This is a genomic window from Phycicoccus sonneratiae (assembly GCF_016887965.1).
GTDB lineage: Bacteria > Actinomycetota > Actinomycetes > Actinomycetales > Dermatophilaceae > Phycicoccus > Phycicoccus sonneratiae.
Map to the genome: position 1 here is coordinate 22,859 of NZ_JAFDVD010000023.1, position 19,848 is coordinate 42,706.

Genomic DNA, 19,848 nt, shown 5'->3' on the forward strand with positions numbered 1-19,848 from the left:
TCAGGGCCGGACCGTCCAGGTGCTCGTGGCGTCCTGGCCGCTCGCCCGGCGCCAGGCGGCGAGGCCGACTCGCTCGGTGCCGTTCCAGACGAACACCGCCTCGGACGCCGGCACCGGGCCCCCGTAGGAGTTGGCGTCGAGCACGAGGCCGCGGTTCTTCGCCGCGGCGCCCGCCGGCCGGACGCGTCCGACAACGAAGGGGTACGCGGGGTCGGTGGCGGTCACCGTGTTGCCCGAGATGCGGGTGTCGTGCACGTAGTACTGGAGCAGGACCTCGGGCGACCCGTCGTGCAGAGTGTTGTTGTTCCGCAACGTGTTTCCCGAGACGGCGATGTCGTACGCCTCGCCGCGCGCCGTGTCGTACCCGCCGAGCGCGAGGCCGACGTACCGGCTGTCGGTGACCGTGTTGCCCCGCACGACGACACCGTTGGTGCGCCCGCGGGCCCACTCCGACGCCACCTCGATGCCGATGTCCGCCTCGCGCACCGTGTTCTGCTCGATCGTCACGTCGAGGGCGCCGTCGAGGTAGATCCCGTCGGCGCAGTTGCAGTACTGGCCGTCCTCGAAGTAGGCGGGGTTGCCCTCGCTGCGGATCCGGGTGACGGTGTTGCCCGCGATCCGGCCGTGGCGCGCCCGGTTGACGTCGGTCCAGCGGGCCGCGCCACCGATGGTCTCCTCGAAGCCGATCGCGTCGATGCCGATGTTGTTCGTGTCGTGCACCGAGTTCCCCGTGACGGCGAACCCGTCGACGTTGCCGTTGAGGACGACCGCCTCGCTGGCCCCGAGCACGAGGTGGTCGACCTCGTTGCCGCTCACCGTCACGTCCCGCATGGCGGCCGTCGCCGACCGTCCGTAGACGGCGATGCCGTGCGCGTTGGTGTCGAAGCTGCCGAGGGTCGGGTTGTCGTTGCCGAGGTGGTGCACGTGGTTGCCGACGATGCGCAGACCGTCGGTGGCGCCGGTGGCGTAGATGCCGATGGGCGTCGCAGCGGTCGAGCGGGTCCGGTATCCGGTGACGGTCAGGCCCTCGACCGCCACCCGCGTGCCGCCACGGACCTCGACGACCCCGGTCGTGCCGCCGGGGACCGTGGTCCCGGTGAGGTCGAGGACGGGCGTCTCCCCGTCGGCGGCCCGGACCGTGACGTCGGTGCGGTTCGCGAGGACGACCCGCTGGCCGCGGTAGGTGCCGCCGTGGAGGACAACGGTCCCACCGGACGCCCCGAGGCGGTCGACCGCCCGCTGGGGCGTCCGCAGCGGCGCGCTCGCCGAGCCGGTCGCGGCGTCGTCGCCGGTCGGGCTCACGTGGAGAGTCGTCGTCGGTGCCGCCGTGGCGGACGGGGCGCGCGGCGCGACCGCGGCGTGCGGCGTGGCGGCCCCGGCGCTCGCGCCGGACAGGAGGGCCATTGCCAGCCCGACGGGCAGGACGAGGGCGGGAGCGGCCAGGACGGTGCGTCCGGTCGTGGACATGGGTTCTCCTCGGTCGGGGGTCGTGGGCCCCCACCGTCGCCCACGCACGATGACGCGTCGATGACGCAGCCGGCGCCCTCGGGTCAGGCCGCGGGACCGGACCCGAGCGGGAGGTCGAGGGTCGCGACGGTGCCCGTCCCGTCGTCGCCCGGAGCGAGGTCGAGCCGCCCTCCGTGCCGGGCTGCCACCCACTCGACGAGCGAGAGCCCGAGGCCGGTGCCGGTCCCGGTGCCCGCGTAGGGCCGGCGCACGTCCACGTCCCCGGGCAGGCCGGGTCCGCGGTCGACGACGCGGACGACGGCCCGGGTCCCGGTGCGCCGCAGCTCGATCCGGACGTCGGCGTCGGCCGCCCCGTGGAGCAGGGCGTTCTCGACGAGGTTGCCGAGCGCGTGGCGCAGGAGGGCCTCGTCGCCGTCGACGACCACCGCCTCGTCGACGACCGCGACGACCCCGGGGTGCCGCAGCTCGAGGTCCGACGCGATCCGGTCGAGGCGCACGGGGGACCGCGTCGTCGGGACGTCGGCGTTGTCGATCCGGGCGGCGAGGAGCAGGTTGCCCACGACGCTGGACGCCCCGTCGGCGTCCCGCAGGACCGCCCGGGAGGCCGACCACGCCGGGGAGCCCGGGGGCTGCCCGCGCCCGAGGGCCTCGGCCGCGGCCCGGACGTGGGCCAGCGGGGCCTTGAGCTCGTGGGCCGCCGTCGCGAGGAACTGCTCGCGGTCGGCGGCGGCCTGCACGGCCGGCCGGAGGCTGCGGGCCGTGAGCACCCACCCGAGGGCGGTGAAGAGCGCGACGAGGCCGGCGCCGGCCGCGAGGATCGGGACGAGGAGGGGGCTGGCCAGCCGCCGGGGATTGCCCTCGACGGCCACGGCCACCCCGGCCACCGCGTCGCCGGAGAACCAGGGCATCGCCGCCGCCCGCCGCGTCCCGCCGGGCAGGCGCACGTCGGCGAGGGACCCCTCCTCGGCGGCGTCGGCGCGGGCGCCGGCGAGGAGGGGCGCCAGCGCGCCGGTGTCGCCGGCCCCCGGCCGCGAGTCGAGGAGGACCGGTGACGCCGCCGACCCCGGGAGGTCGGAGACGACGAGCACCCGGGCGCCGCCCGCGGTGACGTCGTCGTCGGCGACCGCGTCGGTGCGGGGTGCCCCGTCGTCGTCGAGGTAGACCAGGGCCGCCGCCCGCGACGCGACGGCGAGCAGGTCGCTGTCGGCCCGTTCGCGCGAGAGCTGGACGTCGCGCGCCACGAGGACGACGCAGGCCGAGCCGACCCCGAGCGTCACGACGACGACGACCGTCGCGAGCAGCCGCCTCCGCAGGCTGCGCAGCACCCGGTGCTGGGGGGTGCCCCGGTCCGTGCCGCTCACCGCGGACGCTCCTCGGCCACGTACCCGGCGCCGCGCACGGTGTGGACGAGGGGCGGGTCGCCGAGCTTGCCGCGCAGCAGCCGGATGCGGACGTCGACGACGTTCGACGCCGGGTCGGCGAACTCGTCCCAGCAGTGCTCGACGAGCTCGGAGCGTGACACCACCCGGCCGGCGTTCCGCAGCAGGTGCTCGAGGAGGGCGAACTCCTTGGCGGTGAGCACGAGCTCGCGACCGGTGCGGGACACCCGCATCGAGGCGGGGTCGAGCTCGAGGTCGCCCAGCCGGAGCACCGGCGGGGCGGCCGTCCGGGGCCGGCGGCCCAGGGCGCGCAGGCGGGCGAGGAGCTCGGGCAGGGCGAAGGGCTTGGCGAGGTAGTCGTCGGCGCCGCCGTCCAGCCCGGCCAGCCGGTCCGGGAGGTCCGCCCGGGCGGTGAGGACGATGACCGGCGTGGTGTCGTCGCGGGCGCGCAGCCGGGCCAGGAGCCCGAGCGAGTCGCCGTCGGGCAGCATCCGGTCGAGGACCATCGCGTCGTACTCGGTCGTCCAGGCCTTCTCGTCGGCGGCCGCGACCGAGCCGGCCAGGTCGACGCTCAGCCCGGACGCGGTGAGCGCCGCGGCGACGTGGGCGGCGAGCCGCGTGTCGTCCTCGACGATGAGCACCCGCATGGCGCCAGTGTGGCAGCGGGCCCGGGCCCGGTCTCGTGGTGCACAGCCGAGGTGATCGCCCACCGCCGCGCCGGCTCGTCCGGTGGCTAGGGTCGGGGCATGGAGACGGGCCGGGGGGACGGGGCGGCCGCCTCCGGCGTCGGCCCGGACGCGCTGCCGGCCGACCTCGTGTGGCACTACACCGACGGTCCGGGCCTGCTCGCCATCCTCTCCACGCACACGCTCTGGGCGACGGCGGCCTCGTTCCTCAACGACCGCGAGGAGGTGGTCCTCGGCGGGCGGATGGTCGTCGACCGGGTGCTCGAGCTGGCGGGGGAGCGGGACGGCCCGATGGCCGCCGACCTCGCCGAGAAGGTGCGCGAGTCGACAGAGCGCGGCGAGGGGCCCGGGGCCGGCAGCGCGTTCGTCCTCAGCGCGAGCCGCTCGCCGGACTCGCTCGCGATGTGGCGCCTCTACGGCGGGGCGCGCGAGTCGTACGCCATCGGCCTCGATCCCACCGCCCCGCTCGCCGCCCTCGCGCACCGCGAGCTCGACGTGGCGTGGGGGATCGGCGAGGGGGTGTACCTGCGGCACCAGGGCTGGCGGCCGGTGCGCTACGACCGCGGCGAGCAGCTCGAGCTGGTCGACGCGGCGCTCGCGATGCTCGGCGACCTCGCGGGCGGGTTCGGCCCCGACCTCTTCGACCGCGAGCCCGGGGTCGAGCCCGGGGCCGCGCCGAGCCCCGAGCTGCGGGCCCACCTGGAGGCCCACCTCGAGCCGTTCCTCGAGGCACTCCACGAGGTGCTGCTGCTCGTCAAGCACCCCGGCTTCGTCGACGAGCGCGAGACCCGGTACTCCGCGATGCTCATCACCCGGCCCGGGGAGGACGCCCTGCGCGCCGAGGCCGCACTGCTGTCGTACCGCGCGTCGGCCTACGGCATCGCCCCGTACCTGCGGCTCACCGGCGCGGGTCCGGAGTCTCCGGACGCCCTCGTCGTCACCGCGCCCGCGCCGCTGCCGGTGCGGGCCGTGGCCCTCTCGCCGTCGCCGAACGGGCCCGAGGCGACGGCGTCGGTGCGCCAGCTGCTCCTCGCGAACGGGTACGACGTGCCCGTCGGACGCTCGGCCATCCCGTTCCGCGGCTGAGGTCACAGAGGCGTCCGGCAGCCTCCGGCAGGACCCGCCGTCGCAGCCTCCGGCAGGACCCGCCGTCGCAGCCTCCGGCAGGACCCGCCGTCGCAGCCTCCGGCAGGACCCGCCGTCGCAGCCCCCGGCAGGACCCGCCGTCGCCGTTCGCTCCTCCGTCGCGAGCGGCTCCGGCTCCCGTCATCCGCCCGGGGGCACTCTCACGCCCTCGCACGCTCGGGCGTGCAGAGTGCCCCCGGCAGGATTCGAACCTGCGACACCTTCTTTAGGAGTTACCGTGCGAAACACCCTGCATTAGGTGTCTGAACTGTGGATATGTCGCGAGATGCCGGCGCAAAGGTGGCCCGCGTGCCACATACGTGCCACAAGTTTTCGGCGCGAGTGCCATTGGAGGCGTCTTGCGGGCCCGCCCGGTCCACCTTCGGTGGCCCCGGACGTCCGGCTTCTCGTCAGCAATTTGGGGCCGTTGGCCACCAGGAGTGGGTCGACTGGCTTAGGGGGTCAGGAGGTGCTCCATGAAGACAACCGACCGCCGAACCTACGAATCCCTGTCCGCCGCCGCCGATCGAACGGGAGTAAGCATCCGCACCCTTCGACGACGCATCGCGTGCGGCCAGCTCGCGGCCTACCGCACCGGGCGGCTGATCCGGCTGGATCCCGATGACGTCGACCACCTGCTCGAGCGCATCCCCACCGCGCGCTCACCGTACCTGGGGCCGTACTGATGGCTTGCGAGTTCCCGCAGAAGCCTTCTATCCACAGGCGCGCCCGCACCACCATGGTTTTCCACAGGTTTGTTCTGGGCGAGCACGTCGGCAGAAGCCGTGTGATTCTGGGTCCCAACAAGTTCGTCGGAAGAACCGGCGCGGGTAGCAGGGGGAATCTCTCAGCGAGAGTCGAGACAGGATCCGGTCCTGGCAGGGGCGGGCGACAGGCTTCGGCGCGGAGACCGAAGGGGGCGTCATGACAACGAGATTGGTGGGCATCGCTGCCGTCGCGGTACTGGCCGCAGTCGCGCTCGCGGGGTGCAACGACGGTGACGCCACCCCGACCGTCAGCTCGGCAACGCAGACCGCGACCGCAACCAGCGCGTCGTCGAGCTCGACGCCGACACCCACGAAGTCCCTGACCCCGGCAGAGCAAGACCTTGTGGACGCCGAGCAGTCCGTCATCGACTACTGGCGCGTGCTTGACTCCACTGGCGCGGATCCCAAGTCGAACCTCAACGTGCTCGCGACGGTGGCGCGAGGCCAAGCCTTGGCCCAGTGGCAGTCGACCTTGTCGGACTATCGCTCTAAGGGCTGGGTCCAGCAAGGAGCCGCCAAAGTCGTCGACCCGGCTGCTGCCAAGAAGGCCAACAAGAAGTTCAGCGTGACGGCGTGCATCGACGTCACGGGTGTCGAAGTCGTTGACGCCTCGGGCAAGTCGGTCGTTGCGAGCAGTCGTCCCAACCGTCAGCAGTACACCTATGAGGTCGAGAAGTCCCCGCAGGGCTTCTTCGTCACAGTCGATCGTCTCGAGGGCAGGCCATGCGTCGCCTAGCGGCAGTCGTGCTCATGTTCGGCTGCTTCCACCTCGGCGCTGGCGGTCAGGCTCATGCCGCCACGCCTCCAGTCGAGTGCCCTCCAGGGCAGACCCCCGACCCTCACACCGGCACCTGCACCGTGATCATTGACCTTCCCCCAGGCCCCAGCAATCCAGGGGACCCGACGGACCCCGGCGGGGGCTCGGACCCGAAACCGCCTAAGAAGGTGACCTGCCGGTTCACGTTGGGGAGTCCGCCTCGTGAGTTGCCGTGTTCGACGAAGCAGGGCTACTGGGTGCAGTCGCGCGAGTGCTATGCGAAGGCGGCGTCGCCGCAGCCGCCGAAGTCGGACCCGGTGTGGCAGGGCCACACGGACGGTGCGGTCTATGACTGCTTCCGGCCGGCGCTGGGCCCAGGTGGGTTCATCGTGTCGCAGTTCTGGTCCGCGTCGCCTCCGGGGGTGGGTGCCCCACCGGACCCGGCGCAGCTGGCGCGGCGGGCGATCGCGGTGATGAACCTGCACGCGATCCGGATCGGGATCGTGCCCGAGGCCCGACCGGGCCGGGTCGGGCTGGTCGGGTTGCCGGTGTGGATGTGGGCCGAGGCCCCGGACGCGTCGACGTGGGGGCCGGTGACGAAGTCGGCCTCGACCGGCGGGTACACCGTGACGGCCACGGCGAAGGTGGACCGGGTCGTGTGGGGTATGGGCGACGGCGAGGTCGTGGTCTGCCGTGACCCGGGCACGGTGTACGAGGACCGGTTCGGCAAGACGTCCAGCCCGGACTGCGGGTACCGCTACGAGCACCCCGGCCGCTTCCGGGTGAGGGCGACGTCGTACTGGCACGTCGACTGGTCCGGTATGGGCCAGAGCGGCACGATCCCGCTGTCGTTCACCGACAGCGTGCTGATCACCGTCGGAGAGGTGCAGGTCCTCGTGCAGTAACGGCGGGGGACTGCGGGCAGAAGGGGGAACGGCATGGCCATCGACACCGCACGGGTGAACGGGGCGGTCCAGGAGCGAGCCGGTAGTGCGGCGCCGGCGCGGGAGGCCGCGGTGGCGCCGCCGCCGAAGCTGCGCCGCCGCCCGATGCTGGTCGCGGCGTCGATCGCGGCGATCTGCCTGGGGGCGCTGCTGGCCGCGTTCGCCTGGTCGGCCACAAGCACGACCCGCAGCGTCCTGGCGGTGCGGGTGCCGGTCGAGCGCGGCGCGCTGATCGAGTCATCGGACGTGGTCGCGGTGCAGGTGAGCACCGACCCGGCCCTGGACCCGGTGCCGGCTTCGCAGTCGGACACGGTGGTGGGGCAGCGGGCCGCGGTGGACATCGCCGCCGGAACACTGCTCACCCGGGCGCAGGTCACCACGGCGGTGGTCCCGCCGGCCGGGTTCTCGATGGTCGGGGTCGGGCTGCCGGCCGCGTCGATGCCCGGGGAGCCGCTGCTGGCCGGGGACAAGGTGCGGATCGTGGCCACCCCCGGCGAGCAGGGTGAGGTCACCACGCAGGATGCGCCGGCGACCATCGACGCGACGGTGGTCGGGGTGCGCGTGAACGACGAGAACGGGCAGAACGTGGTCAGCGTGCTGGTCCCCACCGACGACGCGCCCGAGCTGGCCGCCCGGGCCGCCACCGGCAAGGTCGCCCTGGTCCTGGACTCCCGGGAGCGCTGAGCATCATGGCGCTGATCGTGCTGACCTCCGCCTCCGGCTCACCGGGGGTGACCACCACCGCGCTGGCGCTGGTGCTGACCTGGCGCCGACCGGCGCTGCTGGTCGAGGCCGACCCGACCGGCGGGTCCGCGCTGCTGGCCGGGTACTTCCGCGGCCGGGCCGCACCGACGGACTCGCTGATCGACCTGGCCTTCGCGCACCGTGACGGCACCCTGCCCGAGGCGATCCCCGCGGTCACCATGCGCATCCCGGGCTCGGCCGCGACGCTGATCCCCGGAACCCGCGCCCACGGCCAGGCCCGCTCCCTGGCCTCGTTGTGGGAGCCGCTCGCGCAGGCGTTCAGCAGCCTGGACGCCGTGGGGCAGGACGTGATCGTCGACGCCGGCCGGCTCGGCCTGGACGGGTACCCGGAGCCGCTGCTGTACGCCGCGGACCTGACCCTGCTGGTGACCCGCACCGACCTGGTCGCCCTGGCCGGGGCCAGGTCCTGGGCCGAGACCCTGCGCGGCGGGTTCGAGCAGCACGGCACCTCGACCGGGTTCGCTCTGCTCACCGTCGGCGACGCCCGTCCGTATACCGCCCGTGAGGTCACCGACGTGCTGCAGGTGCCCGTGCTCGCGTCCGTGGCATGGGACGAGCCCGCGGCCGCGGTGTTCTCCCACGGCCACGACGCCCCCCGCAACCTCGACCGGACCCGGCTGCTGCGCTCGTTGCGCTCGGCGCAGGACGCCATCAGCACCCGCGTGGCCACCCTCCGGGAACCCCTGGCCGAACCGGAACCGGAGAAGACCCGATGAGCACCGACCACCCCACCAGCCCCGCACAAGCGGCGGCGGGCCCGGCACCGAGCGACCTACCGATCTTCGCCACCCCAGCAGTGCCGCAGCGGCCGGGCCGGGTCCGCGGCGCCTTCACCCTGACCCCCACCCCCGAGCCGACGTCCCCCGCGCAGGCACCTACACCGCAATCACCCGCGGAGGTGATGTTGCCGGTGGCGCGGGCGCTGCCGCGACCGTTCGCCGGGGATGTGGACTGGGCCCTGGTCGCCTCGCTGCGCGGGCAGGCCTCCGACCGGCTGTCCGCCGCGATGGGGTCCGAGCGCGCCCACACCACCACCGCGCAGCAACGCGCCCGGGGCCGGGTCATCATCGGCGAGCTGCTCGAGACCGAAGCGGCCGAACGGATCGACGCGGGCGTGCCGACCTGGTCCGCCGCCGAGCAGGAGGCGTTGGCGGTCGCGGTCGATGACGCCCTGTTCGGGCTCGGCCGGCTGCAACCGCTCGTGGACGACGACCGGGTGGAGAACGTCATCATCACCGGGCACGACCAGGTCACCCTCGAGCTGACCGACGGTCACCTGGTCCCGGGGCCGGCGGTCGCGGACAGCGACCAGGAGCTGATCGACTTCCTGGTCTTCCTGGCCTCGCGCAGCGAGGTCAACGCCCGCCCGTTCTCCGAGGCGCAGCCGCGGCTGCACCTGCGTCTGGACGGCGGCGCCCGCCTCGCCGCGGCGGCGTGGGTCACCCCGCGCCCGTCGGTGGTGATCCGCCGGCACCGGCTGCGGCAGGTCACCCTGGTCGACTTGGTCGACCTGGGCACCTTGTCGCAGGTCGCGGCGTCGTTCCTGTCCGCCGCGGTCAAGTCGCGCAAGAGCATCGTGGTCGCCGGCGCGCAGGGCGCCGGGAAGACCACCATGGTGCGGGCGTTGTGCGCCGAGATCCCGAAGCACGAGGCGATCGGCACCTTCGAGACCGAGTACGAGCTGCACCTGCACGAGCTGCCCGAGCAGCACCCGATCGTGTTCGCGTGGGAGGCACGCCCCGGCTCCGGCGAACGCGGCCCGGACGGGCGCCAGGCCGGCGAGTTCACCTTGTCCGAGGCGCTGTTCGACTCGTTCCGGTTCAACCTCTCCCGGCAGATCGTCGGCGAGGTCCGCGGCCACGAGATCCTGGCCATGCTCAAGGCGATGGAGTCCGGGGCCGGGTCGATCTCCACCACCCACGCCGCCAGCGCCGAGGGCGCCATCGGCAAGCTGGTCACCTGCGCCATGGAGGCCGGCCCGCACGTCACCCACGACTACGCCATCCGCGCGATCGCGTCCGCGATCGACATCGTCGTCTTCGTCCACCTGGACACTGCCCCTCACCGGGACGGGACTTGGCAGCGCAACCGGTGGGTCGGGGAGGTCATCACGGTCACCGGCGGCGAACGCGAGAAGGGGTACGCGCTGCAGCACGTGTTCCGCACGGCACCGGGGGAGCGGGTCGCGACCCCGCACGTCCTGGACGACTCCTACCGCGACCTGGCCCGGTACGGGTTCGACCTGGACGGGTACCTGCGCGGCGGGCAGGCCGCGTCATGACCGCCCTGGTTCCCGCGGTCGCCGGCGCCCTGGTCGTCGCCGGGCTGATCGGGCTGCTCCACGGGCTGCGCCGGACACCACCCGCACCCTCCGCCCCCAAACCGAGGACCTCATCACGGCTGGGCCGGCTCGCGGCGGTGACACCGCGGACCCGGATGCTCCTGGTCGGCGGCGCCCTGAGCGGGCTGTTAGTCGCCGCGGTGACCGGGTGGTGGGTCGCGGTGCTGGTCCTGCCCGCGGCCGCGGCCGGGCTGCCGGTGCTGCTGACAGCACCGCCGTCCGCGTCCCGGATCGGCCGGTTGGAGGCGATGGAGGAGTGGACCCGGGCCCTGTCCGGGGTGCTGACCGCAGGGATCGGGCTCGAGCAGGCGCTGCTGGCCACCCTGCGCTCCACCCCGGACTCGATGCGCCCCGAGGTCACCCGGCTGGTGTCGCGGCTGCGGGCCAGGTGGGGCACCGAGGACGCGCTGCGCGCGTTCGCCGACGACCTTAACGACGCCACCGGCGACGTCATCGCCGCCAACCTCATCCTCGGCGCCCGGCGCCGCGGTGCCGGACTGGCCAGCGTCCTGGACGGCCTGGCCGAGTCGGTGGCCGCGGACGTCCGGGCCCGCCGCGAGATCGAGGCCGACCGGGCCAAGCCGCGCGCCACCGCCCGCTGGGTCACCATCATCACCGTCGCCGTCCTCGCGGTGCTGGCGGTCTCCGGCACCTACGTCGCCCCCTACGGCACTCCCCTCGGGCAGGTCCTGCTGGTGGTGCTGCTCGGGCTGTACGTCGCCACCCTGGTCTGGATGCGGTCCATGGCCGCCGGCCGCCCCCTGCCCCGCTTCATCGGGACCCCCGCCAGGCAGGCACACCCATGACCCACACCACGTTCCAGCTCGTCGTCACGGCCGGGGCGCTGGTCGGGCTCGGCGTCGCGCTGCTGATCTGGCGGGTCGTGCCCGCCCAGCCCGACCTGCGCGACGCCCTGGACCGGCTCTCTCCCAGCCACACCCGACGCTCCCACGACGCCACCGTCGACACCCCTTCGGTGGATGCCACGCAGCGGCTGGGGATGTGGGGGATCAAGACCCTCCCGGCCGGGCTGTGGGTCCGCACCCCCACCAGGGAGCTGGCGATCCTGCGCACACCGCTGTCGCGGTTCTACGGGCAGAAGATCCTCTACGCCCTCCTCGGCCTGGTCATCCCGCCCCTGCTGACCATGCTGTTCAACACCTTCGACGCCGGACTGCCGGTGTACATCCCGGTGTTCGCCAGCATCGCCCTGGCCGCGGTGATGTTCTTCCTGCCGGACTACAACGCCCGCGACGACGCCCGCAAGGCCCGCGCCGAGTTCGCCCGCGCCCTGGGCGCGTACATCGACCTGGTCGCCCTGGAACGGCACAACGGCGCCGGCCCCCGCCAGGCCATGGAGACCGCCGCCACCATCGGCGACTCCTGGGTGTTCACCCGCCTGGTCGAAGAGCTCGCCCGCACCCGCTGGTCCGGGCTGACCCCATGGGAGGCGCTGCGCGTCCTGGCCGACGAGCTCGGCCTGCCCGAGCTGGACGACCTGGCCGACATCATGCGCCTGTCCGGGGAGGAAGGCGCCCAGGTCTACGCCTCCCTGCGGGCCCGCTCCGCCGCGATGCGCACCGCCATGCTCAGCACCGAGAAGGCCCGAGCCAACGAGGTCGCAGAACGGATGACCATCCCGATGAGCCTGCTCGGCGTGATCTTCCTGGCCATCCTCGTCACCCCCGCCCTGCTCCGCGTGATCGGAGGCGCCACCTGAACCGAATACCAGAAGCCCACCCCCGCGGCCTCTGCCGCGGAACTAAACCGGGCCGGACTGGCACCACGCCCGACCCGACCCACCAGTAAGGGGGAAACACCCATGCACCACCTGGCTGCCGCACTGCACACCCTCGGTGTCCACCTGAGCGACACCGCCACCCGCCGCGCCCGCGAGCGCGGCTCAGTCACCATCGAACAGGTCCTGTGGGCCGTCGCCGTGATCGCGATCGTCGGCATCGTCGTCCTCGCCGTGAAGACCTACGTCACCACCGAGGCCGCCAAGATCACCTGACGCCACCCATCATGCGACCGGCCACGGGACCGCGGCGACGACACCAGCGCGTGCCGGCGCGGGCCGAACGCGGCTCCACCTCCATCCAGATGGTGCTGCTCATGCCCGCCCTGTTCGCGGTCATGTTCCTGGGGATGCAGGCCGCGCTGTACTACCACGCCCGCGCCATCGCCCTGGCCTCCGCGCAGGAGGGCGCCCGCGCCGCCGGCGCGCAGGACGGCACCACCAGCGCCGGGATCGCCGCCGCCCGCGACTACCTGAGCGCGACAGCCGGTGACGCGCTGTCCGCCACCCGCGTCACCGGCTACCGCAGCACCACCACGGCAACCATCACCGTGCGCGGCACCCCACTGGCCGTCATCCCCGCCTGGGCGCCCCCGGTGGTCCAGTCAGCCACGGTCACCGTCGAACGGATCACCCAATGACTGGGCACAGGCCGACCCGGCACCCGCGCCGGGGTGAGCACGGGTCTGCCGCGCTCGAAGCCGCGATCGGCCTGCCCGCGTTCCTGCTCTTCATCGCTCTCCTCCTGTTCGCCGGCCGGGTCGCGATCGCCACCCAGGCGGTCGACTCCGCCGCCGCCCAGGCCGCCCGCACCGCCTCCATCGCCCGCACCCAAACCGTCGCCCAGAGCACCGCCCACGCCGCCGCCACCAGCACCCTGGCCGACCAGCACGTCAACTGCACTCGCACCACCGTGCGCCTTGACACCCGCGGCTTCACCGCACCGGTCGGGCAACCCGCCACGGTGACCGCCACCGTGACCTGCGCGGTCAACCTGGCCGACCTGGCCGTCCCCGGGATCCCCGGCACCCGCACCGTCACCGCGACCGCGTCCTCCCCGCTCGACACCTACCGGGAACGCCGATGACCCCCATGAGGGGCTGCCGTGACGAGCGTGGGTCGATCAGCCTGTGGCTGGTCACCACCGGGTTCACCATGATCGTCCTGGTCGGGCTGGCCATCGACCTCGGCGGCCAGGTCCACACCCAGCAACGCGCCCACGCCGTCGCCGCCCAGGCCGCCCGCGTCGCCGGGCAACAGCTCCAACCCGGCCCCGCGATCCGCGGCGAAGGCACCACCGCCAGCCCCGCCCAGGCCGTCAAGGCCGCCCGGACCTACCTGACCGCCTCCGGCCTGACCGGCACCGTCCAGATCAGGGCAGGCAAGACCATCACCGTCGACACCCGCGACGTGTACGCCACCAAGTTCCTCGGCATCATCGGCATCACCTCGATGACCGTCACCGGACATGCCCAAGCCCGCATCACCCGATCCGTCGAAGGCGTCGAACAATGACCACCACCCGCGCCCGGCTCACCGGCGCCGCCGCCGCCCTCCTCCTGATCGCTGTTGTGGCAGGAGTTCCGTTGGCGCTGTTGGGAATCGGTGCCAACCCCATCCCCGACAGCCTCCCCAGCTGGGACCAGCTCCGCGGTGCGCTGACCAGCCCAGACGACGGCACCCTCGCCCTGGCCGCCATCACCATCGTCGGCTGGCTGGCCTGGGCCTTCCTCACCGCCGCCATCGCCCTGGAGGTCGCCTCCCGGCTGCGTCGGGTCCCCACCCCGCACCTGCGCGGGCTCGCGCTCCCGCAGGCCGCCGCCCGCGGCCTGGTCGGTTCCGCCGTCCTCCTCTTTGCCGCCGCACCCGCCATCACCAGCGCCCCCGCCGCGCACGCCGCAGTCGCGCACCGAACTCCGGTCGCCTCCGAGTCGGCGGCAACCGGCACCCCCAGGGCCGTGCTTGCCGACCACGAGCGCGGCCATGACTCCCGGACGCACACCGTCACCTCAGGGGAGTCCCTGTGGTCCATCGCGCAGGACCAGCTCGGGTCCGGGTATCGCTGGACGCAGATCGCCGACCTCAACCCTGACACCGTCGGGAACCACCCGGACCATCTCCGGCCCGGGACCGTCCTTCGGCTGCCCGACCCGAACACCACTGCGCCGCAGCGAACCTCGCACGGGCGGCACCTCTACGCGGTCCAGCGCGGGGACACCCTCAGCGGCATCGCCCAGGACCAGCTCGGCGACCCCGACCGCTACCCGGACATCTTCGCCGCCTCCCGGCGCACCGAACAGCCCGACGGGCGCCACCTGACCGATCCCGACCTCATCCTCCCCGGGTGGACCCTCACCATCCCCGGCACCCAGCCTGACGAGGCCGGTGCGGTGCCGCCTCCCGCGCTGGGACCCACCCGCGCACCGGCCCGGCACCGGGCAACCCCGTCGACCCCCTCGGTCCCAACGACCCCGGCGGCAGCCGCGCCCACCCTGACTCCGGAGGCGCCCCAGCACAGTCAGACGGCCAGATCCGCCCCCGACGTCACGGAGACCGAGGTACAGGCGCCCGCACCGTGGCTGCTCGCCGGCCTCGTCGGCGGACCCGTCCTCGCCGGATCCCTGTGGATGCTGCTCCGACGTCGCCGCGCCGCCCAGTTCCGGCACCGCCGACCCGGCCGCACCATCGCCACCCCACCCCCGGCCCTGACGCCAGTCGAGAAGACCATCGCCACCCTCGGCCCCACCGAAGCACCCGCCCTCGAGCACCTCGACCAGGTCCTGCGCCGGCTCGCCACCGAACGCGCCGCCGCCGGCCAGCCGATGCCCTCCGTGGCAGCGGTCGAGCTTGCCCCCGACGCGATCACCCTCCACTTCGACACCCCAGCCGCTTTGCCGCAGCCGTGGACCGACCTCGGACAGCAGACCCGCTGGAGCATCCCCACCGACACCGGCGCCAGCACGATCGGCCCGCTCGCCCCGGACCAGCCCGCGCCCTACCCGCTGCTGGCCACCATCGGCACCAGCGACACCGGACACACCTGGCTGCTCAACTACGAAGACCTCACCCTCACCCTCACCGGCGACCCCACCTACGCCGCCGACTACGCCCGCTACCTCGCCGCCGAGATCGCCTGCAACCCCTGGTCAAACACCGTCACCCTTGACTGCATCGGCGTCGCCACCGAGCTCGCCCCGCTCAACCCCACCCGGATCCGCGCCCACCACATCAGCGGCGACCCCGCCGCCGACGTCCTCGCCGACGCCGTCAACACCATTGACCGCGCCAGAGCTCACGACCACGACGCCGTCACCGCTAGAGCCGCCATGGCCGGAGCCGACACTTGGCCCGCCCGCCTCCTCCTCCTCGACGCCACCGCACCGGCCACCCCCGAACTGACCCAGCTCATCCGCCTCATCCATCAGCACCCCGGCGCCACCGGCACCAGCGTCGTCATCACCACCCCCGACACCACCCCCGAAGGGATCACCCTCGAGCTCACCCCCACCGGACGCGCCCGCCTCCCGCACGCAGGGCTCGACCTGGTCGCCGTCGGCCTCACCCCCGACGAAGCCCACGGCTGCGCCGCCCTCATCGCCGCCAGCACCGACCTGCACGACGCACCCATGCCCGTCGACGACACCACCACCGACGGGTGGCGCTCCCTCACCGACGAAGCCGGCGCGCTACGTCAGGAGCTCACCCACCCGCGCAACACCCCACCCGGCCAGGAGACCGAGCCCACCAGCAGCCTCCTGCCAGCCCCGGACCAGGAGTACCTCGACGCCGCCGCCACCACCACCGAGGACCTCGCCACGCTCGCCCCCAACGTCCCCGCCAGACTGCGCAACACCCTTCACGACGCCGACGCCACCCTCGACGCCGACCTCGCCGCCTGGCGCGACGACGACTGCCCCCTGCCCCGGCTCACCCTCCTCGGACCGGTCGGGGCGCGCACCCGCGGCAAGGCCATCGCCGAACGCAAGGCCTACATGACCGCCGTCCTGGCGTACCTCGCCACCAGGCCCCACGGAGCCACCCCCGACGAGCTGGCCGAAGCCATGGGGATCACCCCCGCCAAAGCCCGCGAGTACGCCCGCATCATCCGCGAGTGGCTCGGCACCAACCCCCGCACCGGCGACAAGCACCTCCCCGACGCCCGTCAGGCCCCAGCCGCAAAGACCCGCGGAGTCGGCGTCTACCAGGTGCAGGACGTCCTCGTCGACGCCGATCTGTTCCGCCGGCTCCGCGCCCGCGGACAGACCCGCGGCACCGATGGCATCCCCGACCTCCTCGCCGCCCTCGACCTCGTCCAGGGCCAACCGTTCTCGCAACTCCGCCCCGGCGCCTGGACCTGGCTCTTCGAGGGCGAGCGCCTCGACCAACACCTGACCTGCGCCATCGTCGACGTCGCCCATCTCGTCACCACCCATTCCCTCCAGGTCGGCGACATCCCCACCGCCAGACGAGCAGCCGAGACCTCCGTCCTCGCAGCCCCATTCGAGGACACACCCCACCTCGACATCGCGCGCGTCACCCAGACGGAGGAACCAGAAGAAGCGCGGGATCTGCTCGTGAGCGGCATTCTGGACCGTGGCGACGACGGCGCTCCCGAAGATCTGCCGGCGCGAACGACCCGGATCCTGCATTCACGCGAGTGGGCATCCGACGAACGAGCAGGCTGACGCAACCGATTCTCACTGTGTAGTACTGGACAGCCGGCTCCTAGCTCATCGCGGCAGGAGCGGACGTTCGTCACATGCCTCTGCGTCGACCGCGGCGAAGGTGCCGCCATGGCTACGCCAAGGTCGAGATCCGGTACCAATTACAGCTCCGGCGAGTACAACCAGCCCGTGAATGGGCCATCGAACATGGCCAAGCCGACGTCCCTGCCCCTGGCGACCATATCGAGGAAGTCAGACTCGTCGACATCGGTTCCCGTGACGCCACATGACATCCAGAACTGCCTGTCACCCGTCCTTCCTACGAAGCCGGGGTAGTCGCGCTCGATCTTGACGAGCTGCGCGCTCTCTGGGGCGATCCCCCTTATCTCTATGGGCTGCTCGAGGGGCTCGATCCTCGCGTGGATCTGCACGAGCACATGGCCAGGTCGAGGCATGAGGTACATGGTCACGACCTTGCGCGCCACTGCGGTGGGGTTGGATCCCCGGTCGGGTGAAACCTCCCACCTCGTCATGCCGTTGCCTTGCGGGATAGCGCGAGCGTTCAGGAACTGGCCCCGCACTCGCCAATCGTTGGTGTCCAACTGGAAGGACACGGCGTCAGTCCATGGCTGCCGGCTCGATCGGAATGCAACTTGAACGTCGCCATCTTTGTCGAAGCTCCAGGTCAGGCCCGACCTGTCTAGCGTGGCGCCGATCCCCTCGCCGCTTGCCCTTGTCAGGTCCATGTCACTCCTCGACCGAGGGCACGGCGCCCTGGATGCTTCCGTTGTGGGCTCGACCACCGGCGAGCTCCCATCGCCAGCGTATTGGAGCGCCAACCTCGCAGGCCGGGATTCACCGAACTCGACGACCACGACTTGGGGGTAATGGCTGACCTGCGTGAGCGCGGTTCTCACACTGCCGAATCCGAGCCACCGCCAGGTGTTCCTGCTAACAGCCAGGCGTCAAACGGCACGGCCAACCTTTGCCGTCCTTGGTGCTGGATGCCCTCGACCGATCCGCCAGCCGCGTGGTCGCCACCATCGGCGGCATGCGGGGAAGATCAAGAGACCGGAACCATCGCGTAGCGTCGGCTATGTGTTCGACCGGTGGGTGCTCCTTCTCGCGAGGGTCGGCAACAGGCGTAGCACTTTATGAACCTTCGCCGTCTTCGGGCGCCTGGAGTCGAGAAGGCCCACTAGTCCGCTTCAACGGCTTGATCCGAGTGGCACCCCACCCCGGGCCATGCTCGGCCCGCTGCTCCAGGTTGGTTGTGACTAGTTGGAACTCGTGAGTGCTGGTTCGCGCCGTCCCGTGGGCGTACGCGGTCTCGCCCAGCACCGCATGCGACATCGGCATCGGGACCACCTCGACGCGGGTACGCGCGAGGACGTCTAGGCGCGTCACTCGGCGCAGAACGGGTTTCCCGTTGACAACCACCTTGATGTACCTGTCGTTCGGGTGGGGCGGCCCGGCGACAGCCTCGACATTCATAGTTGTCTCCGCACCGGTCGCGTCGCGGAGCACCTCGTCAATCTGCTCGTTCAGCGCATGGCTTATCAAGGCGCACGACTGCTCGCGAGCCGACCCCAGGCTCGAACCGTCAGCGCTCCACATCTCCGTGTCCTCAGTCAGGGCTACGACCTCCTTCTCGGCGTCGTCGGTCGCTTCGAGGGTCGCGCTCGCGCTCACCGGGGTCGCGTTGATGGTCTTGAGCCACAGTGTGTTGATCAACTCGTCAAGGTTGTGGGCGAAGCCCTTCGGCAGTGGCCCGGGGACCAGTGTGGCCACCCCGTGGCTCGATGCCAGCGCGAGAGCCTCCTGGGTGAACCCCGAACTGGAGACCAAGACGAGCACGTTGGTCGGCAGCCTTAGGTGCTTCGCGTACTCCTGCTCGACCCAGCTAACGTCCTGAGGACGCTTCCAGTCGCGGCACTCGATGGAAACCGTCACCTCGTGTCCAGCGACGCGAGTGAAGATGCACACGTCAACCTCGCGCGCCGTCTGGGTGATGCGGTCCGTCAGCATCGCTGACTCCTCGACTCGCGTTCCCTCGGCGCCCTCAGCCAGCGCCTGCTGCAGGAGAGCGATGGTCTCCTGGAAAGGATTGGTTCTGGCCGGCATCCTCGCAGGCTACTGCGGGCCCGTACTTATCAAATCCTGTAGTTGGTTTAAGGCCGCGGCGCCTCCGAGCCCTAACGGGCAGCGCCCCTCCCGGAGACGCGACATGTCTGGACGTCAGACGCGCAATACCTCAAAGCACTTCAGCTTGGACCGCCACCAGCGGCCTGTCAGTCGGTGAAGCACAGAGTCGCCGTCAGGCTGTCTGGCTGCTAATCACTGAGTGGGCAGGCAGCCGCGAAGTGCTCCCGGATGATTACCTCCGGCCGAGGGCCGGCCCCGCCCGGCGATGCCCGATCCGGCCGACAGACCGCAGCACGTCCCGGGATCGAACCATTGTATGTAGACAATGTCACCCTGGCCCCCGGGGTCGCGGTGCGGCTGCGCGCCGGCGCGTGGTCAGCGCACATATTGAGTGGTTTGGAGTCGAGAACCTTCGGGGTTTCCGCAAGGTTTGGTTGGACACCTCCCACCGTTCACGCTTCCTGGTGGGGCCAAATAACGCGGGTAAGACGTCTCTTCTTAGGATCCTCGACTGGACGATGAATGGGGCTGACGCGGCCCTCCTGACCGGCTCCAGAGGTCTATCAGATGGAGAGGCTCGCCTCCTACTACCGGCGACGGAAACGGCTGGCCGTGCTCGTCGGATAACGGTGCTCGTCAGAATCAGCGACCTGCGCGTAGCCAAGAGGTTCAAGGCGAAGGCTGGGGTGGCACGACTTCGCCTAAAGGTCAGCCAGCGGCACGTCACAGCTCACCTTGGGGCTCCTCGAAGGGGCGAATCCGTCCACTCGGAGGACCGCGCCCTGGAGCTGCTGGAGCTCATCAGGAGATCGGAGCAATGGCTCTATGTCCCGAACGTCCGGGACACCTCTGGTGGCGCCTTCAGGCGGCAACTGCGATCGCTCTGTCAGCGACGGGTGAAAACTGACCCCTAATCGACGGGTGAAAACGGACCCCCTCGGTGACCCTGTGGAGGGTGATCAGTGTGGAGGACTGGGCGGAGATCCGACGGTTGCGTCGGGCGGAGGCGA

The 19,848-nt window shown here is 72.0% G+C and carries 19 protein-coding genes; 14 read left to right on the forward strand and 5 right to left on the reverse strand.

Translation table 11 applies throughout. The features are described 5' to 3' along the window. The 3 genes from JQN70_RS17935 to JQN70_RS17945 all read right to left on the reverse strand — a co-directional run bounded on the left by JQN70_RS17935 (position 1) and on the right by JQN70_RS17945 (position 3,493). Positions 1–1,467, reverse strand: coding sequence for a right-handed parallel beta-helix repeat-containing protein (locus JQN70_RS17935; protein ID WP_204132752.1), 1,467 nt, complete (start codon positions 1,465–1,467; stop codon positions 1–3). 83 nt (positions 1,468–1,550) lie between these two features. Next, complete coding sequence (locus JQN70_RS21105) at positions 1,551–2,828, reverse strand: sensor histidine kinase (protein WP_204132753.1); 1,278 nt, start codon at positions 2,826–2,828, stop codon at positions 1,551–1,553. Then, positions 2,825–3,493 carry a response regulator transcription factor gene (locus tag JQN70_RS17945; protein ID WP_204132754.1) on the reverse strand — a complete coding sequence of 223 codons (669 nt, stop codon included), beginning with the start codon at positions 3,491–3,493 and terminating at the stop codon, positions 2,825–2,827. Before JQN70_RS17945 ends, JQN70_RS21105 begins: the two co-directional genes overlap by 4 nt. Positions 3,494–3,592: 99 nt before the next feature. Between JQN70_RS17945 and JQN70_RS17950 the strand changes: the two genes are divergently transcribed. The 14 genes from JQN70_RS17950 to JQN70_RS18015 all read left to right on the forward strand — a co-directional run bounded on the left by JQN70_RS17950 (position 3,593) and on the right by JQN70_RS18015 (position 16,714). Beyond that, complete coding sequence (locus JQN70_RS17950; RefSeq protein WP_204132755.1) at positions 3,593–4,618, forward strand: hypothetical protein; 1,026 nt, start codon at positions 3,593–3,595, stop codon at positions 4,616–4,618. Positions 4,619–5,133: 515 nt separating this feature from the next. Beyond that, entirely contained in the window at positions 5,134–5,343 is a 210-nt protein-coding gene (locus JQN70_RS17955; RefSeq protein ID WP_204132756.1) for an excisionase family DNA-binding protein, read from the forward strand. Between the two features lie 253 nt (positions 5,344–5,596). After that, the gene (locus JQN70_RS17960) at positions 5,597–6,160 is read left to right on the forward strand and encodes a hypothetical protein (RefSeq protein WP_204132757.1); all 564 of its coding nucleotides are present in this window, start codon (positions 5,597–5,599) and stop codon (positions 6,158–6,160) included. A gap of 443 nt (positions 6,161–6,603) precedes the next feature. Further along, positions 6,604–7,086, forward strand: coding sequence for a hypothetical protein (locus JQN70_RS17965; protein ID WP_204132758.1), 483 nt, complete (start codon positions 6,604–6,606; stop codon positions 7,084–7,086). 33 nt (positions 7,087–7,119) lie between these two features. Continuing rightward, positions 7,120–7,809 carry an SAF domain-containing protein gene (locus JQN70_RS17970; protein ID WP_239111820.1) on the forward strand — a complete coding sequence of 230 codons (690 nt, stop codon included), beginning with the start codon at positions 7,120–7,122 and terminating at the stop codon, positions 7,807–7,809. 5 nt (positions 7,810–7,814) lie between these two features. Beyond that, the gene (locus tag JQN70_RS17975) at positions 7,815–8,606 is read left to right on the forward strand and encodes a CpaE/TadZ family protein (protein ID WP_204132759.1); all 792 of its coding nucleotides are present in this window, start codon (positions 7,815–7,817) and stop codon (positions 8,604–8,606) included. Beyond that, positions 8,603–10,171 carry a TadA family conjugal transfer-associated ATPase gene (locus tag JQN70_RS17980; protein ID WP_239111821.1) on the forward strand — a complete coding sequence of 523 codons (1,569 nt, stop codon included), beginning with the start codon at positions 8,603–8,605 and terminating at the stop codon, positions 10,169–10,171. Before JQN70_RS17975 ends, JQN70_RS17980 begins: the two co-directional genes overlap by 4 nt. Next, entirely contained in the window at positions 10,168–11,037 is an 870-nt protein-coding gene (locus JQN70_RS17985; RefSeq protein WP_204132760.1) for a type II secretion system F family protein, read from the forward strand. The genes JQN70_RS17980 and JQN70_RS17985 overlap by 4 nt, the downstream gene beginning before the upstream one ends. After that, positions 11,034–11,951 (forward strand): type II secretion system F family protein, encoded by a 918-nt coding sequence (locus JQN70_RS17990; protein ID WP_204132761.1) that lies wholly within the window; start codon positions 11,034–11,036, stop codon positions 11,949–11,951. Before JQN70_RS17985 ends, JQN70_RS17990 begins: the two co-directional genes overlap by 4 nt. Before the next feature lie 102 nt (positions 11,952–12,053). Next, positions 12,054–12,245, forward strand: a complete 192-nt coding sequence (locus tag JQN70_RS17995; RefSeq protein ID WP_204132762.1) for a hypothetical protein — start codon at positions 12,054–12,056, stop codon at positions 12,243–12,245. Between the two features lie 11 nt (positions 12,246–12,256). After that, complete coding sequence (locus JQN70_RS18000) at positions 12,257–12,670, forward strand: TadE/TadG family type IV pilus assembly protein (RefSeq protein WP_204132763.1); 414 nt, start codon at positions 12,257–12,259, stop codon at positions 12,668–12,670. Next, positions 12,667–13,116 (forward strand): TadE/TadG family type IV pilus assembly protein, encoded by a 450-nt coding sequence (locus JQN70_RS18005; RefSeq protein WP_204132764.1) that lies wholly within the window; start codon positions 12,667–12,669, stop codon positions 13,114–13,116. Before JQN70_RS18000 ends, JQN70_RS18005 begins: the two co-directional genes overlap by 4 nt. Then, positions 13,113–13,544 (forward strand): pilus assembly protein TadG-related protein, encoded by a 432-nt coding sequence (locus JQN70_RS20705; protein WP_304622410.1) that lies wholly within the window; start codon positions 13,113–13,115, stop codon positions 13,542–13,544. Before JQN70_RS18005 ends, JQN70_RS20705 begins: the two co-directional genes overlap by 4 nt. Continuing rightward, the gene (locus tag JQN70_RS18015) at positions 13,541–16,714 is read left to right on the forward strand and encodes an AfsR/SARP family transcriptional regulator (protein WP_204132765.1); all 3,174 of its coding nucleotides are present in this window, start codon (positions 13,541–13,543) and stop codon (positions 16,712–16,714) included. Before JQN70_RS20705 ends, JQN70_RS18015 begins: the two co-directional genes overlap by 4 nt. Before the next feature lie 140 nt (positions 16,715–16,854). Here the strand turns inward: JQN70_RS18015 and JQN70_RS18020 are convergent, their stop codons facing one another. Both JQN70_RS18020 and JQN70_RS18025 read right to left on the reverse strand, forming a co-directional pair. Beyond that, on the reverse strand, positions 16,855–17,226 hold the full coding sequence (locus JQN70_RS18020) for a hypothetical protein (RefSeq protein WP_204132766.1): 372 nt from the start codon (positions 17,224–17,226) through the stop codon (positions 16,855–16,857). A gap of 619 nt (positions 17,227–17,845) precedes the next feature. After that, complete coding sequence (locus tag JQN70_RS18025) at positions 17,846–18,817, reverse strand: hypothetical protein (RefSeq protein ID WP_204132767.1); 972 nt, start codon at positions 18,815–18,817, stop codon at positions 17,846–17,848. Positions 18,818–19,848 lie beyond the last annotated feature (1,031 nt).

Coding starts and splice junctions, on each gene's coding strand:
- JQN70_RS18025 (WP_204132767.1), bottom strand. CDS start 18,817: ATGCCGGCCAGAACCAATCCTTTCCAGGAGACCATCGCTCTCCTGCAG.
- JQN70_RS17995 (WP_204132762.1), top strand. CDS start 12,054: ATGCACCACCTGGCTGCCGCACTGCACACCCTCGGTGTCCACCTGAGC.
- JQN70_RS17970 (WP_239111820.1), top strand. CDS start 7,120: ATGGCCATCGACACCGCACGGGTGAACGGGGCGGTCCAGGAGCGAGCC.
- JQN70_RS17975 (WP_204132759.1), top strand. CDS start 7,815: ATGGCGCTGATCGTGCTGACCTCCGCCTCCGGCTCACCGGGGGTGACC.
- JQN70_RS17955 (WP_204132756.1), top strand. CDS start 5,134: ATGAAGACAACCGACCGCCGAACCTACGAATCCCTGTCCGCCGCCGCC.
- JQN70_RS17990 (WP_204132761.1), top strand. CDS start 11,034: ATGACCCACACCACGTTCCAGCTCGTCGTCACGGCCGGGGCGCTGGTC.
- JQN70_RS18015 (WP_204132765.1), top strand. CDS start 13,541: ATGACCACCACCCGCGCCCGGCTCACCGGCGCCGCCGCCGCCCTCCTC.
- JQN70_RS18000 (WP_204132763.1), top strand. CDS start 12,257: ATGCGACCGGCCACGGGACCGCGGCGACGACACCAGCGCGTGCCGGCG.
- JQN70_RS17945 (WP_204132754.1), bottom strand. CDS start 3,493: ATGCGGGTGCTCATCGTCGAGGACGACACGCGGCTCGCCGCCCACGTC.
- JQN70_RS18005 (WP_204132764.1), top strand. CDS start 12,667: ATGACTGGGCACAGGCCGACCCGGCACCCGCGCCGGGGTGAGCACGGG.
- JQN70_RS18020 (WP_204132766.1), bottom strand. CDS start 17,226: ATGACGAGGTGGGAGGTTTCACCCGACCGGGGATCCAACCCCACCGCA.
- JQN70_RS20705 (WP_304622410.1), top strand. CDS start 13,113: ATGACCCCCATGAGGGGCTGCCGTGACGAGCGTGGGTCGATCAGCCTG.
- JQN70_RS17950 (WP_204132755.1), top strand. CDS start 3,593: ATGGAGACGGGCCGGGGGGACGGGGCGGCCGCCTCCGGCGTCGGCCCG.
- JQN70_RS17935 (WP_204132752.1), bottom strand. CDS start 1,467: ATGTCCACGACCGGACGCACCGTCCTGGCCGCTCCCGCCCTCGTCCTG.
- JQN70_RS17985 (WP_204132760.1), top strand. CDS start 10,168: ATGACCGCCCTGGTTCCCGCGGTCGCCGGCGCCCTGGTCGTCGCCGGG.
- JQN70_RS17980 (WP_239111821.1), top strand. CDS start 8,603: ATGAGCACCGACCACCCCACCAGCCCCGCACAAGCGGCGGCGGGCCCG.